The sequence below is a fragment of the Marivibrio halodurans genome (genome assembly GCF_017963645.1).
Classification (GTDB): domain Bacteria; phylum Pseudomonadota; class Alphaproteobacteria; order UBA8366; family Aestuariispiraceae; genus Marivibrio; species Marivibrio halodurans.
This window is the reverse complement of sequence record NZ_JAGMWN010000001.1, coordinates 920,483-938,014: the sequence shown is the minus strand read 5'-3', so window position 1 is coordinate 938,014 and position 17,532 is coordinate 920,483. Positions and strand designations below refer to the sequence as shown.

At 64.8% G+C, this 17,532-nt stretch carries 12 protein-coding genes; 5 read left to right on the top strand and 7 right to left on the bottom strand.

From position 1 onward, the window contains the following. Positions 1 to 233: 233 nt before the first annotated feature. The 3 genes from KAJ83_RS04190 to KAJ83_RS04180 all read left to right on the top strand — a co-directional run bounded on the left by KAJ83_RS04190 (position 234) and on the right by KAJ83_RS04180 (position 4,484). Positions 234 to 1,862 (top strand): GMC family oxidoreductase, encoded by a 1,629-nt coding sequence (locus KAJ83_RS04190; RefSeq protein ID WP_343221931.1) that lies wholly within the window; start codon positions 234 to 236, stop codon positions 1,860 to 1,862. 115 nt (positions 1,863 to 1,977) lie between these two features. Then, entirely contained in the window at positions 1,978 to 3,525 is a 1,548-nt protein-coding gene (locus KAJ83_RS04185; RefSeq protein WP_210680733.1) for a replicative DNA helicase, read from the top strand. A 146-nt stretch (positions 3,526 to 3,671) separates the two neighbouring features. Then, on the top strand, positions 3,672 to 4,484 hold the full coding sequence (locus KAJ83_RS04180) for a class II aldolase/adducin family protein (RefSeq protein WP_210680732.1): 813 nt from the start codon (positions 3,672 to 3,674) through the stop codon (positions 4,482 to 4,484). Between the two features lie 53 nt (positions 4,485 to 4,537). Here KAJ83_RS04180 and KAJ83_RS19605 read toward each other — a convergent pair whose 3' ends face one another. Both KAJ83_RS19605 and KAJ83_RS04170 read right to left on the bottom strand, forming a co-directional pair. After that, entirely contained in the window at positions 4,538 to 5,056 is a 519-nt protein-coding gene (locus tag KAJ83_RS19605; RefSeq protein ID WP_210680731.1) for an acetyl-CoA carboxylase, read from the bottom strand. A 53-nt stretch (positions 5,057 to 5,109) separates the two neighbouring features. Beyond that, positions 5,110 to 5,448, bottom strand: coding sequence for a hypothetical protein (locus KAJ83_RS04170; RefSeq protein WP_210680730.1), 339 nt, complete (start codon positions 5,446 to 5,448; stop codon positions 5,110 to 5,112). A gap of 125 nt (positions 5,449 to 5,573) precedes the next feature. Here KAJ83_RS04170 and KAJ83_RS04165 point away from each other — a divergent pair, with 125 nt between their 5' ends. Continuing rightward, positions 5,574 to 6,938, top strand: a complete 1,365-nt coding sequence (locus KAJ83_RS04165) for an acetyl-CoA carboxylase biotin carboxylase subunit (RefSeq protein ID WP_210680729.1) — start codon at positions 5,574 to 5,576, stop codon at positions 6,936 to 6,938. A 10-nt stretch (positions 6,939 to 6,948) separates the two neighbouring features. Beyond that, positions 6,949 to 7,989, top strand: coding sequence for a YeiH family protein (locus KAJ83_RS04160; RefSeq protein WP_210680728.1), 1,041 nt, complete (start codon positions 6,949 to 6,951; stop codon positions 7,987 to 7,989). A gap of 167 nt (positions 7,990 to 8,156) precedes the next feature. Here KAJ83_RS04160 and KAJ83_RS04155 read toward each other — a convergent pair whose 3' ends face one another. The 5 genes from KAJ83_RS04155 to KAJ83_RS04135 are packed head-to-tail and all read right to left on the bottom strand — an operon-like array spanning position 8,157 to position 17,513. Continuing rightward, positions 8,157 to 9,344, bottom strand: coding sequence for an EAL domain-containing response regulator (locus KAJ83_RS04155; protein WP_210680727.1), 1,188 nt, complete (start codon positions 9,342 to 9,344; stop codon positions 8,157 to 8,159). Further along, the gene (locus tag KAJ83_RS04150) at positions 9,341 to 11,989 is read right to left on the bottom strand and encodes a response regulator (protein ID WP_210680726.1); all 2,649 of its coding nucleotides are present in this window, start codon (positions 11,987 to 11,989) and stop codon (positions 9,341 to 9,343) included. Before KAJ83_RS04150 ends, KAJ83_RS04155 begins: the two co-directional genes overlap by 4 nt. Further along, positions 11,986 to 13,065, bottom strand: a complete 1,080-nt coding sequence (gene cheB / locus KAJ83_RS04145) for a chemotaxis-specific protein-glutamate methyltransferase CheB (RefSeq protein ID WP_210680725.1) — start codon at positions 13,063 to 13,065, stop codon at positions 11,986 to 11,988. Before cheB ends, KAJ83_RS04150 begins: the two co-directional genes overlap by 4 nt. After that, the gene (locus tag KAJ83_RS04140; RefSeq protein WP_210680724.1) at positions 13,062 to 15,407 is read right to left on the bottom strand and encodes a hybrid sensor histidine kinase/response regulator; all 2,346 of its coding nucleotides are present in this window, start codon (positions 15,405 to 15,407) and stop codon (positions 13,062 to 13,064) included. Before KAJ83_RS04140 ends, cheB begins: the two co-directional genes overlap by 4 nt. Before the next feature lie 15 nt (positions 15,408 to 15,422). After that, on the bottom strand, positions 15,423 to 17,513 hold the full coding sequence (locus KAJ83_RS04135) for a methyl-accepting chemotaxis protein (RefSeq protein WP_210680723.1): 2,091 nt from the start codon (positions 17,511 to 17,513) through the stop codon (positions 15,423 to 15,425). Between the last annotated feature and the right edge of the window lie 19 nt (positions 17,514 to 17,532).

Below are 17,532 nucleotides of genomic sequence, written 5' to 3'. Positions count from 1 at the left end.
CTGTTCCGGTTATGAGACTTGTCGGGTGAAGCTTATCGCATCTTTTCGCAGGTGCGAAATGGCACCGCGTTCGCGGAAGGTAGCGCGTCGAATGAATGACGCTGGCGGCCGCGCGACACGGATCGGCGTGGGCGCGCCGCCCCCCATGTTGTCCGTGGCCGGTCGCGCGCGCTATCCTGCCCGGCAAAAGGAAGGGTGGCCCCATCGCGGGTGCCCCGATCGGGAGGTTACGGGTGACGGATTCGATCGGACGATTCGATTATGTGATCGTCGGTGCGGGCACCGCCGGGTGTCTTCTGGCCAATCGGTTGAGCGAGGATTCGGAGGTCAGCGTCCTGCTGCTGGAGGCGGGCGGGCGCGACGATTATCTCTGGATTCATATTCCGGTCGGCTATCTCTATACCATGAACAACCCGCGTACCGACTGGTGCTTCCGCACGGAGGCGGAGCCGGGGTTGAACGGCCGCTCGCTCGATTATCCGCGCGGCAAGGTGCTGGGCGGCTGTTCCTCGATCAACGGCATGATCTATATGCGCGGTCAGGCGCGCGATTACGATCATTGGGCCCAGACCGGCGCCAAGGGATGGAACTGGGACAAGGTTCTGCCCTATTTCCGGCGGTCCGAGGATCACTATAAGGGCGGCAGCGACCTGCACGGCGCCGGCGGTGAATGGCGGGTCGAACAGCAGCGCCTGCGGTGGGAGATCCTGGAGGCCTGGCGCGACGCCGCCGTTCAGGCCGGAATTCCGGCAACCGACGATTTCAACGGCGGCGACAATGAGGGCGTCGGCTATTTCGAGGTGAACCAACGCGGCGGCGTGCGCTGGTCGACCGCCAAGGCCTATCTTAAACCGGCGATGGGACGCCCCAACCTGACCGTCATGACCAAGGCGCAAGCGACCGCCATCCGCCTCGACGGGCGGCGGGTCACGGGGCTCGACTTCCTGCGCGACGGCGTGCCGTCCCGCGTGGAGGTCGGCGGGGAGCTTATCCTGGCGGCCGGCGCCGTCGCCTCGCCCGTTCTGCTGCAACAATCCGGCATCGGCCCGGGCGCGGTGTTGTCGGAACATGGCGTGGAAACGCGCCACGACCTGCCCGGGGTGGGGGAGAACCTGCAGGACCACCTTCAGGTACGCGCGGCCTTCAAGGTGGACGGGGTGCGCACCCTCAACCGGCTGGCCAACAGTCTGGTGGGCAAGGCGGGCATGGCGCTGGAATATGCCTTGAAGCGCAGCGGTCCGCTTTCCATGGCGCCGAGCCAACTCGGCTGTTTCGCGAAGTCCGATCCCTCGCGGGAGACGCCGAACCTGCAATATCACGTGCAGCCGCTGTCCACCGACCGGCTGGGCGATCCGCTGCACCGCTTCGATGCCTTCACCGCCAGCGTGTGCAATCTGCGCCCGCAGAGCCGGGGGCATGTGCGCCTGCGGTCCCCCGATCCGATGGCGAAGCCGGTGATCCGGCCGAATTATCTCTCCGATCCGGCCGACCGGCAGGTGGCGGCGCGGGCCCTGATGCTGACCCGCCGCATCGCGGAGCAGCCAGCGCTCCAGGCCTATAACGCGCGGGAGTTCAAGCCGGGCGCGGATATCCAGGGGGAGGAGGCGCTGGCCCGCGCCGCTGGCGATATCGCCAGCACGATCTTCCACCCCGTGGGCACCTGCAAGATGGGGCCGGCCGCCGACGAGGCCGCGGTCGTGGACGAACGCCTGCGCCTCCACGGGATCGAGGCGCTGCGCGTCGTCGATGCCTCCATAATGCCGACGATCACCAGCGGCAACACCAACAGTCCGACCCTGATGATCGCGGAGAAGGGCGCGGCAATGATCCGCGCCGACCGGAAGGCGCGGGCGGCGGCGTGAGCGCCCCCCCAGCATCGGGCGCTTCTCTTTCCGTATCTTCCCGCACCCGATATCCTCGCTATCCACAGGACGCGTTCGGGAGATGTTCCCGGGCGACTCTGCTATGACTGGGATCATGAACACACCAGCCACCCCCACGACCGACGCGCCCCTCGACAATGTCACCCATCTGCGCGAGGAGGATGCGAACGCGCCCGCCTTGCGCCACCCGCCGCATAATATCGAGGTGGAGCAGGCGCTGCTCGGCGCGATTCTGCGCAACAACCGGGCCTACGAGGCCGCCGGCGACCTGTTGGAGCCGCGCCATTTCTACGCGCCGGAACATCAGCGGCTGTTCCAGCTCATCCGGTCCATCATCGACCGCGCGCAGGTCGCCAACGCGACGTCCCTCGGTCATATCGTGGACGAGGACGAACTGCTGAAGGGGATCGGCGGGCGCGACTATCTCTATCGGCTCGATGCCGGTCTGGTGACGATCATCAATGCCCGCCAATATGCCGAGACGGTCCGCGATCTCTTCATGAAGCGGGAGTTGATCGGCCTCGGCGAGGATGTGGTCAACGACGCCTACGACAACAGCGACCTGGATTTCACCGCCGAGCGGCAGATCGAGAAGGCGGAGCAGCGCCTCTACGACCTCGCCGTCACGGGCGAGGCCGATCGCAGCGTCATCGCCATCGGCAAGGCGTCCAGCCTCGCCGTCGCGTCGGTCGAGAAGGCGATGCAGCGCGAGGGGCACGTCGTCGGCGTCACCTCGGGCTTTCGCGATATCGACAACATGCTGGGCGGCCTTCACCCCTCCGATCTGTTGATCCTGGCGGGGCGTCCGGCGATGGGTAAGACGGCGCTGGCCACCAATATGGCGTTCAACGCGGCCAAGGCCTATCGCCGGATCGAGAATGACGACGGGCAGGTGATCGAGGAGGGGGGGCATGTCCTCTTCTTCTCGCTCGAAATGTCGGCAGAGCAGCTCGCCGCCCGTATCATGGCGGAGCGCGCGCGGGTCAGCTCCGACAAGATGCGCCGGGGCGAGATCGACCCGCAGGAGTTCGACCGCGTCGCCCAGGCGGCGGAGGAACTCTCCAAGCTGCCGCTCTATATCGACGACACGCCCGCCCTGTCGATCACCGGGCTGCGCCAGCGCGCGCGGCGCGTGAAGCGCCAGCACGGGCTGCATATGATCGTGGTCGACTATCTCCAGCTCCTCCAGCCGCCGGTGGACAAGCGGGTCGAGGGCCGCGTGAACGAGGTGTCCGAGATCACGCGCGGGCTGAAGACCTTGGCGAAGGAGCTGGAGGTGCCGGTCCTGGCGCTCTCCCAGCTCTCCCGTCAGGTGGAGAACCGCGAGGACAAGCGCCCGCAACTGGCCGATCTGCGTGAATCCGGCTCGATCGAGCAGGACGCGGACGTCGTCACCTTCATCTATCGCCCGGAATATTACCTGGAAAAGGAACATCCCGAGCAGCGCGGCAACGAGACGCCGGAGAAATATCAGGAGCGCGTGGAGCGCCATAACCAGCGCTTGGCCGAGGCCCGCAATATCGCGGAAGTCATCATCGCCAAGCAGCGCCACGGGCCCGTCGGCACCGTCGAATTGCAGTTCACCGGCGAGTTCACCGTCTTCTCCGACCTCGACCGCCATCACGACGAGGGGATGTACTGAGCGGACGGTGGCGTCGGCCGTGACGCGGGGTCGGTTGCGTTTCGCGCTTTATCTTTGTATACAGTATTCAGAAATGATCGGCGAAAATGTCGACGAAACGAATCAATGTGACAAAGGCGCCGAAGCGCGCCGACCGGAGGACCCCAATGCTTGATCTCGGCCAGCGCAAATCGATCTATCAGCCCGAACAGCAGGATCTGATCTTCCCGGAGGAGCCGAACTACGCCACCCCGGCCGAGGAGCGGGAGGACCGCAAGCGCCGGCTGGTCGCCGCCTGCCGGGCCTTCGCCCAGCATGGGTTGGACTACGGCTTCGCCGGTCACCTGACGATCCGCGACCCCGAGCGGCCGGATCTCTACTGGACCAATCCCATGGCCGTCCATTTCGCCCAGGTTCGGATGTCGAACCTGATCCTCGTCGATCACGAAGGCACGGTCGTCGAGGGGCGCCACGCGGTGAACCGCGCGGGCTTCGTGCTGCACGCGGCGGTGCATGACGCGCACCCGGACATCCTGGCGATGTGCCATGCCCATACGGTCTACGGCACCGCATTCGCGGCGACCGGCCGCGCGCTGGAGCCCGTCACGCAGGATGCCTGCGCCTTCTTCGAGGACCATGTGGTCATCGGGAAGGAGGCCGGGAAGGTCGCGGTCGAGAACGCCGCCGGCACCGACGTCGCCGCCGCCTTCAAGGGCGTGAAGGCCGCGATCCACCAGAATCACGGTCTCTTCACCGCCAGCCGTCACAGCATCGACGCCGCCGCCTTCTGGTTCATCGCGCTGGAGCGGTGCTGCCAGCAGCAGTTGGCCATCGATGCCAGCGGCTCCCAGTCGATCCGCGTGCCGGACGACAAGGCCCGCTATAGCCGGGAGCATGTCGGCAGCGAATATATCGGCTGGCTGCATTTCCAGCCGATCCTGGACCACCTGCTTCAGAGCCAGCCGGACATGCTGGCCTGACGCCTGCCGAACGGCGAGGGGGAGCCCCGTTATCCGGGGTTCCCCTCCGTCGTTCAGAGCGGGACGATCTCGAAGAGCGGCTGGTCCGCCTGGACCGTTTCCGCATTCTCGGCGAGCACGCGAACGACACGGCCGGCATAGGGCGCCTCGATCGTGGTGAAGAGCTTCATCACCTCGATCAAGCCGAGGGAGGCCCCGGCCTCTACCTCCTGGCCTTCCTCCACGAATGGCGGGTCTTGCGGGGAAGGCGAGCGGTAGAACGTCCCGGTCATCGGCGCTCCCATCACATTGGCGTCCGAGGCATCCGCGGGTGCCGCCTCGGAGGGGGCGCTCACCTCGGCGGTCTCGGACGTGGCGGGTGATCGCGTCGGAGGGCTCGCCTCGCCGGCACGCGGTGGGGTGGCCGGGTGGGCGGTCGGGGCGCCGCCGCGACGAACCTCCAATAGGAAATCTCCCGACTCCAACGTCAGGTCCGCCTTCGCGCCGTCCAGCAGGCGCAGGATCTCATCCACATCCTCGTAGGTGAGCGACATCTTTCGGTGTTCCTCCTCGTAACGGGCCGCGCCGGTCACGGCCGGGCGGCTTCCTTCTCGACTCTATCCGGCTCGACTCTATCCGGCTCCATTCAATCGGCGTCGTAGAGCACCGCCAGGGCGGCTCCATGGTCAACCCACATATCCCCGGGCGTCAGCGGCCGGCCGAGATGACCGTCCGCCGGTGCCGTCACGGCGCGCGCTTCCCCGCCGACGATCACGTCGGCCAGATGCGCGCCACTGGAAATCGGGCCGGGGGATGCATGCCAACGAATCCGTCCCGCGTCCGGGGCGCGAACGGCGCGTCCGCGGAAGGCGAATGGATCGTTTTGGTAACGGTAACATTCGCCTCCGTCGACGCTCACAATGATTTGGGAATTAGCCGACCCTCCCATGGCCGCGCGTAGCGCCTTTTTCTCTTCGTCTCTCAAAAATCCCTCCTAACAAGAGGTTACCGTGATTCATCGTGCCCTTTCAAACTTGGCTGGAATTGAGTATGACGTAGAAGAACGGGATGCACAATCGATCCACGGCGCGGTTTGGAAGGGGATGGAAAATGAAACGTGTGTTAATCGCTAACAGAGGCGAAATCGCGCTGCGGATCATTCGGGCTTGCCGGCGCGCGGGTTTGGAGACGGTGGCGGTGCATTCCTCCGCCGACGCGGCCTCGCCCCATGTTTTCGCGGCCGACGAGGCGGTGGAGATTGGTCCGCCTTCGCCGGGCCAAAGTTATTTGAACCAGGCCATCCTGCTGGATGTCGCGGAGCGCACGGGCGCCGACGCGGTTCATCCGGGCTATGGGTTCCTATCGGAGAATGCGGGCTTCGCGCGCAAGGTGGCCGACCGGGGGCTGACCTTCATCGGGCCGTCGCCGGAGGTGATCGATCGCATGGGCGACAAGGCCCGCGCGCGCGAGGCGGCGGTCGAGCTTGGCGTGCCGGTAGTGCCGGGGTCGGAAGGGGTGTTCCACGATGCCGCCTCGGCGGAGGCGGAGGCCGGGGGAATCGGCTTCCCGTTGCTGTTGAAGGCTCGCGCGGGCGGTGGCGGGCGCGGTATGCGCGTCGCGGAGACGGCGGAAAAATTGCCCGGTCTCTTCCGGCAAGCGCATGCGGAGGCGGAAAGCGCCTTCGGCGACGGTGCGATCTATATGGAGCGTTACTTCTCCCGCGTGCGTCATGTGGAGGTTCAGGTGTTCGGCGACAGCCATGGCGCCGCCGCCCATGCGTGGGAGCGTGATTGTTCCGTTCAGCGCCGCCATCAGAAGCTGGTGGAGGAGGGGCCGTCGCCCGCCCTTTCGGCCGAGACGCGCGAGGCGCTCTGCGAGGCGGCGGTGCGGCTGACCAAGGGGGTCGGCTACGTCAATGCCGGGACGGTGGAGTTCCTTTACGAGCCGGACACCGACAAGTTCTTCTTCATCGAGATGAATACCCGCATCCAGGTGGAGCATCCGGTGAGCGAGATGATCACCGGCCTGGACTTGATCCAGGAGCAGTTGCGGGTGGCGGACGGGCAGGCGCTGTCCTTCGCCGACGGGCCACCGCCGATTCAGGGCGCGGCGGTCGAATTCCGCGTCAATGCGGAGGATCCGCGCGCTGATTTCCGCCCCACCCCCGGCCGCCTGACGGCCTGGCGCCCGCCGAAGGGGGAGGGGTTGCGTTGCGACAGCGCGGTCTATCAGGACGGCCAGATCAGCCCTTTCTATGATTCCATGATGGCGAAGCTGATCGTTCACGGGTCCGACCGGGCGGATGCGCTGGCCCGCGCGGCGGATGCGATCGAGGCCTTCGAGGTCGAGGGCGTCTCGACCACCCTCCCACTCTACCGCGCGATGCTGCGGGACGAAGGGTTCCGCGCCGGCGCGGTCGATACGCGCTGGATGGAACGGGAATTCCTGCCCAAGCTTCTCGGCCGGGCAGGGTGATGCGTCCGGCATGATGGTTGGTTCCACCCTCTCACGATCGTTCGGCGCCGGGTACCGGCTGGTGCCCGGGCTTTTGACCGTCACGCTGGTCGCGCTTTCGGCGACCTTCCTGGCCCGGCAATATGTCGTGCCGGTGATGCTGATGGCGCTATTGCTCGGCGCGTCGGTTCATTTCCTGTCGAAGAACGAGGAATGCCGGGCCGGTATCGATTTCGCCGCGCGCCGGGTGCTGCGCTTCGGTGTCGCGCTGCTGGGCGCGCGGTTGTCGATCGAACAGCTTTCGGCCATCGGCTATGCACCGATCGTCGCGGTGGCGATCGCGGTGCCGGTGACGATCCTGCTGGGCGCCCTCGTCGCGCGATTTCTCAAGCTGCGGCCCGAGATCGGCGTGCTGACGGGAGGCGCGACGGCGATATGCGGCGCGTCGGCGGCGATGGCGATTTCGGCCGTTCTACCGAACCATCGGGACCGGGACCGCGATACGGCCTTCGCGGTTCTGGGGGTCACGACGCTCAGCACCATCGCGATGGTCGCCTATCCGGCGCTTGCCCGCGCGCTTGGCTATGACGATGTCGAGGCGGCGGTGCTGATCGGCGCGACCATTCATGATGTGGCGCAGGTGGCCGGCGCGGGCTTCACCATCTCCGAGGAGGCGGGCGAACTCGCGATCTTCGTGAAACTGGTGCGGGTCCTGCTGTTGCTGCCGACGGTGCTGCTGATCGCGCTCTGGGCCCGTGGGCGCGCGGACGAGGATGGTGCCGGGGCGGCGGATCGGCGGGACACGCACGGCGTCGCGCGGCCGCCACTTTTCCTTGTCGCCTTCGTCGCGCTCTTCCTGTTGAACAGCGCGGGCCTGATACCGGCGCTGTTGGCGGATGCGCTCGCCACGGCGGCCGGCGGATGCCTTGTCTTCGCGGTGGCGGCGCTGGGACTGAAGACGAACCTGAAAAGCCTGCTGCGGATCGGGCCGGCGGCCTGCTTCCTGCTGGCGGGAGAGACGCTCTTCCTCCTCGCGCTCTTCGTCGCGGCGCGCGCTTTCGGTGTCTTGTAGGGCCGTCACACGGCCTGTACCAAATCGCGGCGATCGGGACCACGGGGACGGCGTTCCCGTGTTTCGAGTGCCGGGCTTTGGTGCCAGGCTTTGGTGATTATCGTGCGTTGAGAGCGGAAGAGGGAGCGCGAAGGCGGGGCATTGCCCCCCACCGTCGTCCCGGCGTTTCAAGTCGATTGCGTGACCTTGCAATGGGCCCGGTACCACCGGGCCGCCTCTTCCGCCGGTAGTGGTTTCGAGATCGCGAAACCCTGCGCGATGTCGCATCCGCAGGCCCGGACGAATTCGATGCTTTCCGGGTCCTCCACCCCCTCGGCGACGCTGATGAGTCCCAGATTCTTGGAGAGGTCGATCATCGTCTTGACGATCGTGCCGGATTGCTGCGAGCGGTGACATTCATTGACGAAGGCCCGGTCGATCTTGAGCTGGGAGAAGGGCAGGTTCATCAACTGCACCAAGGACGAATAACCGGTGCCGAAATCGTCGATCGCCAGCCGGACGCCCTTTATCCGAAGTCGTGTCAGGATATCCATGGCCATAACCGGGTCGGACATGGCGGCGGTCTCGGTCAATTCAACGATCAGGCTCGCCGTGCGCACGCCCCGTTCCTTGCATCGGGCGTCCAATCGATCCGCGAAGTCGGTTTCATGTAGATTATGGGCGGAGACGTTGATGGCGACGGTGGTATCGATACCGCTATCGGCCCAGGCACGGATCTGCCGCAGGGCCGCGTCTATGACATAATCCGTGACCTGATCCATCAGGCCGTTCCGTTCCGCCAGTTCGAGGAAACGGTCGGGACCGATCATGCCGAAATGCGGATGTTTCCAACGCAGAAGAGCCTCGAACCCGGTCACCCGATAGGGGCCCTCGGGCCCGCTGTATCCCTCCGTCAGGCTGATCTTCGGCTGGTAGAAGAGGGTGAACTGCCCCTCGTTCAGCGCCTTCCCGATCGCGACCGGATCTATCACCTCATCGGATTGGGCCAGGCCGTTCAGAATGGAGGCCACCTCATCGACCCGGCAGGGCTTCCGCAGCATGCCCGATATCCTGAGCCCCCGTTCCCGCCCCAAATGCATGGCGGAATCGATCACCTTCTGGTCGAAGCCGCTCATGATGATGATGTCGCGACGATAGCCGCGCTCCGCCAAGCGCCGAAGCACCTCGATACCGTCGACATCCGGCATCTGAAGGTCGAGGATGACGCATATTGGGTCCGTACGCTCCAGCGTGGCGGCGAAATCCTCGTAGGACGAGGTTGCCTCGGCCTGCAAACCGACGGTCCGCGCGATCTTCCGAATGAAATCCGCGATCTCCGGCTCGTCGTCCAGGATGATGAGGGTCGTTTCGTTCATGGTTCGCGCGATCCAAGCAACTCTTCCAACCCCCGCACCAGATCCTCGGTGCGATAGGGCTTATTGATGATTCGGACTCGAACATCGGGATTGGCGCGCGACAGCGCCGTTTCCGGGAATCCGGACGTCAGCAGAACCGGAATGTGGGGCCATTCCCTTCCGATCGCCTCCGCCAGGGCGATTCCGTCCATTTCCCCCGGCATGACGACGTCGGAGAAAACCAGCGAGAAATCGCCATCCCGCTTAAGACGCTCGACCGCTTCCTGGCCGTTCCCGGCGATAGCCACATTGTAGCCGAGTTCCTTCAACTGACGTTCCGCGATGCCACGCACGGCCGTGTTGTCCTCGACCACCAATATGCGTTCGCCATTCGCCACATGGCGTTCGACGACGGGTTTCCGGTCTTGTTTCGAATGGTCGGGAGTGGTCTGCGCGCGCGGAAGATAAAGGCGGAAAGTCGTGCCGACGCCGACCTCGCTATAGACGGTTATGTGCCCGCCGGATTGCTTGACGAAGCCATAGACCATGGCCAAGCCGAGGCCCGTGCCCTTATTGACTTCCTTGGTGGTGAAGAAAGGTTCGAACACGTGGGCGACGACTTCCTCGTCCATGCCCGATCCCGTATCCGATATCGATATTGACACATACTCCCCGGGTTTCAAGCCCGGATGCGTTTCCTCGAAGGAGGCGTCGCATAGGATATTCGCCGTCTCTATGGTCAGAAGGCCACCATTGGGCATGGCGTCCCGGGCATTGACGGAAAGATTGACGATCGCGGAATCGAGTTGCGCGGCGTCGATCAGGACCGGCCAGAGGTCGTCGCCCTCCACGAGTTGGATCTTGATGTGCTCGCCCAGCGTTCGACCCAGCAGCTTCACCATGCTGCGCACCAGGCGGTTCATGTCGATGACTTCCGGCGTCAGGGTCTGACGGCGGCCGAAGGCAAGGAGTTGCCGGGTGAGTTCCGCCCCGCGGAGACAGGCGCCGAGCGCGCTGTCGAGCAACTCCTTGATTAACGGGTTCTCCTCGACCTGCTTCGTGGCGAGATCGACATTGCCGATGATGATGGTGAGAAGGTTGTTGAAATCATGGGCGATCCCGCCAGTCAGATTGCCGATCGCCTCCATCTTCTGGGCCTGTCGGAGCTGTTGCTCGATCTGGAGCCGGTCGCGGATATCCTCGATCGTGAGCACTTGTCCGGCCAGTTCGGCATGTCGAGAGGTGAGAGCGCCGCCGGAAATTCGCACATCGATCAGCGAGCCGTCCTTATGCCGGCAGGCGGTATCCCAGTTGCGCACCTCCTCTCCGTCGAGGATCGCTTGCAGGTTTCCTTGATCGACGGCTTCGACGTCCTCGAATAGAGGATTGGGCGCGCCGCTCACCTCTTCCGTCGTATAGCCGAAGATCCGCTCCGCGGCGCGGTTCCAGGTGACGACCTTCTGCTCACGGTCGAGGGCGACGGTCGCGATGGGGGTGGAGTCCAGGATGCGGCTCAAGGTTTCGTTGACGCGGTCGAGTTGTTCGTTCGCGCGCAATTCCTTTTCCTGCGCCAATTTGCGCTCGGTGATCTCGTTGCTCAACGCCTCGGTGCGCTTGCGTACCTGACGTTCGAGATTTTCCTGAAGATGGGCGCGTTCGAGCGCAATGCCGATCTGATTGCCGATCCCGGAAAGCGTCTTGAGTTCTTCCTCGGAAAACTTGATGTCCTCCGCGCCGACGAGATTGAATATCCCGCACATTTCCCCACCGATGGTGAGCGGAACGGTGGCGTGGAATCTGAGGCCGTCCGAACTTTCGATCTTGCTGAGGCGCTCGCACTCCAGGACGTTCGCGCCCGTCGCCAGCTTGTCGTCGCGCAAGCGACGCTGACACGCGCATTCCAGGTCGCTCTCCGGTCCGCCGAACAGCGCCTCCGGCTCGCCGGCCGAGGCGGCAAGACGGAATTCGTCGCCGTCCAGAAGATAAATCCACCCGGCCTCGACGCCCGGCAGGTTCATGCCGCGCTCGATCGCGCTCGTCGCCACTTCGGTTTCGGTGCGGCAACTGTTCAGCCCCTCGGCCAAGCCGTAGAGCGCGTTCAATGTATCGTAGGAGCGCGAGAGTTCGCGCTGCCGTTGTTCCAGCGCGTCATAGAGGCTTACCGCCTGCTCGTAGGTCGAGATCAGCAGATCGAGGATCTGTTGGCGCTCGGCGGTGATGAAGTGGCGTTGACCGGAGAGCTCGATCTCGATGCCGACCTGCAGCTTGCCGGATTCACGCAGATGACGGTTGGTGATGAGATACTTAACCCGCGAGAGCAGCAGGTCGGTGTCGTATGGCTTGACGATGAAGTTGTCCGCCTTGACGTTCAGCCCCTTGAAAACGTCGTGCGGACTCGACAGCGAGGTGACGAGGATGAACGGCGTGTTCATCAGGGACTCGTCCCCCTTTACCTCCCGGCATAGGGCATAGCCGTCCATGACGGGCATGATGATATCGCTGACGATCAGGTCCGGCGGGTCCGCCTTGGCACGTTCGAGGGCTTGCTTGCCGTCATGCGCGATCTCCACCTGATACCCGTATTCCTCCAGGATGATCGCGAGCTCCTGGGCCTGTGTGCGGCTGTCCTCCGCGATCAGGATTCTCGATGGCTTGATCTCGCTCATTCTCGATATCCTCGCTTCGCGCCCTTGCCCGCGACCATGATGGCCGCCGCGATTTCCCGTGGGTTCAAAATCAGATCGACGGCGCCCGCGGCGACGGCCTCCTTCGGCATGCCGTAGACCACGCAGGTCGATTCGCTTTGCGCGATCGTCCTGGCGCCAGCATCGTGCAGAACCTTCAATCCCATCGCGCCGTCCCGTCCCATGCCCGTCAGCACCATGGCGAGCGTCGAGCCTGCATGGCCATTCGCCATCGACCGGAAAAGATGGTTCGCGGAGGGGCGGAATCCTTCTTCCGGCGGGTCGTCGCTGAGCCGTATGCGCCCTCTGGTGTCCAGCCCCATATGCTGACGGTCCGGCGCGAGATAGGCCTTGCCCGCCTCCGGAACGACGCCGTCTTCCGCCACGCAGGCTGGGAACCGTGTCGCGGTCGTCAGCCAGTTGGCGAAACTGCCGACGAACCCCTCCGCCATATGCTGCACGATCAGGATCGACGCCAAGGATTCGCTCGCGGCGGCGGTTTTCAGAAGTTCCGCCAGAATCATCGGCGCGCCCGTCGAGCCGCCGATAGCGATATATTTGATCGTGCCCTGGGGCAGACGGGCGAGTTTCTCGGAACGGACGGGCTGGTCGGCGAGGATGGGGCGCCGCCGAACCACCCGAACCTCGGACATCAGGCGGAGCGTGTTCAGCAGTTCCCCTCTGGCGGCCGCGCCTTCCGGGCCAATCGGATCGACGGGCTTGACCAGGAAGGCGAGGGCGCCGTTCCTGACCGCCTCGAAGCTGTTGTTGGCCTCGTCGTCCAGTTGCACGCTGCTGACCATGACGATGGGGGTGGGACAGCGCTCCATGATGACCCGGGTCGCCTCGAACCCATTCATTCGGGGCATGCGGCAATCCATCAGTACGATGTCCGGCCGCAGTTGTTCCGTCTTCTCGATAACCTGAAGTCCATCCTCGGCCGTGCCGACGACATGGAATTCCTCGGACGCTTCGAGGATGTAGGAAAGCACCTCGCGCTGGGTCGGCGAGTCCTCGGCGATCAAAACCGATATCCGGCGTGCCTGCTCGTCGGTCATAGGAGCATCCCGACGATTTCATGCAGGTTCGATTGATCGAAGCCGGATTTCAGGACATAGGCGTTGGCACCGATCCGCAGACCGCGCTCACGGTCGGCGCGATCCTCCAGGGCGGTCACCAGGACGACCGGCAATTCGGCGAGTTTCTCGCTGGCGCGTATCTTCTCGGTCAACGTGAAACCGTCCATGCGGGGCATGTCGACATCCGATACGACCAAGTCGATCTTGTCGGTTTGGAGGATTTCCCAAGCTTCCATCCCGTCCACCGCGACCTGAACCGCGTAGCCGACGGATTCCAGAAGGTTGCGTTCCATCGTCCGGGTGGTCATTGAATCATCGACCACCAGTATCCGGCGAATGCGCGAGACGCTGCGGCTCCTTTCGGACCGCGTCGCGACAGGGGGGAGGGAGCCGGCGGCGAGAATGTCCGAGGGCCGCAGGACGAGCGCCATGTCGCCCGTCGACAGCAGCCCGGCGGACGTGATGTGCCGGACCCGGCGCAAGGGAAGGGGTAAGTCCTTGACCAGGACATCGGTTTCCCCCAGCACCTCATCCACCGAATAGACCGCCGTCTGCAGTCCGTCGGTCGCGATCGCGCAGGAGACAAGGTCTTGATGCGCCGGAGCGTCCGCTTCCTCTCCGATTCCCAACACGCCGGCCAGCCGCCGAAAATCCATGGTTCGGCCGTCGAGTACGATGCGTCCCGTTTCCTCCGCCCGACGCGCATCCTCGAGAGAGATGCCCGCGACGCGCTCGACCGACCCGACGGGCCAGAGCAGTCGCATGCCGCCGGCACGCACGAGCAGCCCCGTGTAGCTCGCGATGCTGGTCGGAAGTTCCAGGCGGACCGTGGTGCCCTGGCCGGGCTCGGACCGCACGATGACCCGCCCCTCCACGCGCTCCACCTGTTCGCGGACGATCGACAATCCCTTGCCGAAACCGGAGATATTGGAGATCACGGAGCGGGTGCTCACCCCGCTGCGGAATGCGAGGTCGATCACATCCTCCGCGCTCAATTCCCGCACGGTCCTGGCGGGCGCCACGCGTGCGCGGATCGCGGCCTCCCGAAGTGCCTCCAGATCCATGCCGCATCCATCGTCCGACACGTCGATCGCGACCCGTGCCCCGTCGATCGCGGAGACGGTGACGCGAACCTCCCCCGACTCGGGTTTGTTCAATTCCCGGCGGCGCTCCGGGGTCTCGATCCCATGGTCGACCGCGTTGCGCACGAGGTGAAGCAGCGGGTCGCGCACCGCCTCGATCACTTTTCGATCGAGCTCCAACCCATTGTCGTCGAGCCGCCAGCGCGCCTTCTTGCCGGTTTCCTTGCAGATGTCCTGCACCATCGAGGGAAAGGCCACGAAGTGACCGGTTACCGCGAACATCCGCAGTCGTCTCGTCTCGCTGAACAGCTCATTGACCGAGCTGTTCAGCACGCGCCGGTCATCGGCCAACTGGCGGGTCAGACGGCGGCTACGGGACTCCAGGTCGCGCAAGGTGCTTGAAAGGGCACGGCGGAGGGAGGCCGATGTTTCCTCGGCGGTGTCGGGGTCGCGAGGACGCGCATCCGCGCGGACGAGGGCCCGGATCTCGGCGATTTCCGAGGTAATGCGTTGCGCGTCCTTCACCCGTTCGTTCGCCGCCATGCTGGGGAGGAGGAGGTCTTCCGCGACAAGGAGAACCGTATCCAGACGCGCGATATCGACCCGAATGGTTTCGGCGCGTTCCGCCATCAGGGCGGAGGAGGCCGCGCGGGTCCTGCCGTTGGGTTCCTTGGCTCCGGATTGCGTCTTGCCCTTGGATTTCGACGGGGTCCGGGGGGATTTCCGCGTGGCCTTCGCCTCCTCCTCCTCGGGCGTTGGCTCGGGCGTTGGCTCGGGTGTGGGCTCGGTCGCCGAAGCCGGCGCCGGCTTCTCCATCGGTCCGGGCTGGTTCCTTGGCGGCGGGCGGGTGTCGGCGGCCGGGGCACCGCCCGCCGTCTTGCCCGCTTCGGCGTCTTCCGATGCCGTCGCGCCGAATACCAGTTCGGTCATGCGGGCGAAGTTTTCCGTGATGATGCCCAGGTTCTTGTCCGTCAGGCTCAACTCACCCTGGGTGATCCGGCGAAGCAGCGTCTCGCTTTCCTGGCAGGTTTGTTCGAGTTCGCTCAAGCGGACCGACCGCGCGGCCCCCTTCAAGGTATGGATGAGCCTGAAGATCGTCTCGATATGCCCTGGTGCTTCCGACGATTTCGGGTCCGCCGTGATCGCCTTGAGCGCGACGTCTATCGCCTGGATATGCTCCGCCGCCTCCTCCTTGAAGGTGACCAGCAGACGTTTCCTCAGGGCTTCGGGTGTCAACATCTCGGCCGCCGCCGGTTAGTCGCTTTGAATGGAAGAGCGCACATTGTCGGACAGACGCTGCGCGAGCTGGTTCAGGTCCTTGGCCGCGGCCTCGACCTGCTGCATCGCGGAAACGGTCTGGGCGGAGGATTGCTCGATATCCTGGATGGCGGCGACGATCTGGTCCATGCCGGCCTCGTGCTGCTGCGAGGTCGCCATGATCTGTTGCGCGGCCTGGGAGGCGTCCGTGACGCTCGTGGAGAGCGCGCCGATCGACTCGCCGGAACGCTTCGCCGCATCGGCGCCGCTCTCCGCCGCCTTCACCCCCTGTTCCGCGGCGATGACGGTGGATTGCGCCGATTTCTGAAGGTCGACGACGATCTTGCGGACCTGGACGGTCGCCTCCTTGCTGCGTTCGGCCAGCGCCTTCACCTCGCCGGCGACGAAGGCGAACCCCTTGCCGGCCTCGCCGGCCTTCGCCGCCTCGATCCCGGCATTGACGGCAAGCAGGTTGGATTGTTCCGCCAATTCGCCGACCGTCGCATTGATTTCGGCGATCGCCTCGGCCTGTTCGCTGAAGGCCAGGATGCGCTCTGCCAGCGCCTCCATTTGTTGCTTGGAGGCATCGCTGCTTTGGATGCTTTCCTCGACCGATGTACGGCCGCTCTCGGCGGTATTCGCCATCTTCTGCGACATCTCGGAGACGGTGCGTGCCTTGCGGGTCGCGAGTTCGGACGCCTGGCGCACTTCCGAGACGGTGGCCGCGGTCTGGCGTACCGCCGTGGCTTCCTCCGCCGTCGCGGATACCTGCTGACTGGTCGCGGCCAGGATCTCGGATGAGGCGGAGGCGATGTGTTTCACCGCGTCCTGAATATCCGAGACGAGACCCGCGAGCGACTCGGTCATTCGGTTGAGGCTGCCCCCCAATTCGCCGAGCGCGCCGTCATGGTCCTCCGAGACCCGCGCGGTGAGATCGCCGGAGGCGACCCGGCCGGCCAGGCTCGCGAATTCCTCGACCGATCGTTCGAGCGACGCCTTGCTTTCGCGTTCCTCCATGATGTTTCGTTCAAGCTCGGCCGCCATGCGGTTCACGGAAGTGGCGAGTTCGATCACCTCCGCGGCGCCCTGTTCCGGAGCGCGATGACTCAGTTCCCCACCGGCGATGCGTGTCGTCGTCTGGCGCACCACATCGAGCGGATTGGCGATGAGCCGGGTCAGGAAGACCGATAAGGCGACGGAAAGCGCGATCGCGAGGGCGACCCAGATGATTTCGGAAAGATAGCTGTCGACGATGACCTGCTCGATCTCGTCGGAATTGCGGCTAACCCAGATTTTCCAGCCGACGCTGGGCACGGTCGCGTAGCCGCCGAAGCGGGCTCTGCCCTGCGCATCGGAATAATCCTGGAGAGGTCCCGATTCACTCTGGTTGACGAGCGTCCAGATGGGCAGATCGGTAATGTCCTGCCTGTCCCGGCTCAACTCTCCCATGCCGTGGGCGATGATGGAGCCGGCCTCCGTCACGACGGCGGCTTGACCGGTGGCGCCGTAGCCGAACTGCTCGATCTGCTCGCGCAGGTCGCGCACCCATAGGGTGCCGGCCGCCACGCCGATCAATGTGTTGTTGGCGTCGTAGACGGGCGTCGCCAGGATGGCGAGTCGGCGCTGCGAAACCTTGCCGAGAAGGATATCCCGGGTGATCGTGGAGATTTCCTGCCCGACGGCCTCCCGGAAATAGGCCCGGTCGGAGACGTCCGCGCCGATCCGGCTCTTTCCGTCGTCCGCGATGGCCGGGAAGGCGGCACTGACCCGTCCCCTCAGATCGATGAAGAGCGCGCTGTCGATCATCGGGTGCGCTTCGCGGTAGGAGGTCAGGATGCCCGTTATCTCCGCGGTGCTCGGCGCGTCGAAGAGACCAATCGCCGCCGCGGCCGCCTCTACCCCCCGCCGTTCGGAGGACAGGTTCTGTTCCAGCAACTGACCGAGATAGTGGGCGTGGGAAGTGGCCCGGTCGACCTCCTCGTTGAAGGTCCAGGCCCGGATCGCCATGAGCGATCCGATGGCGAGAATCAGGGTGGGCAGGATCGCGCAGGTCAGGCTGCCGACCAGTGTCAGATTCCGGATGCTCATTTTCGTGAAGCGTCTGTAC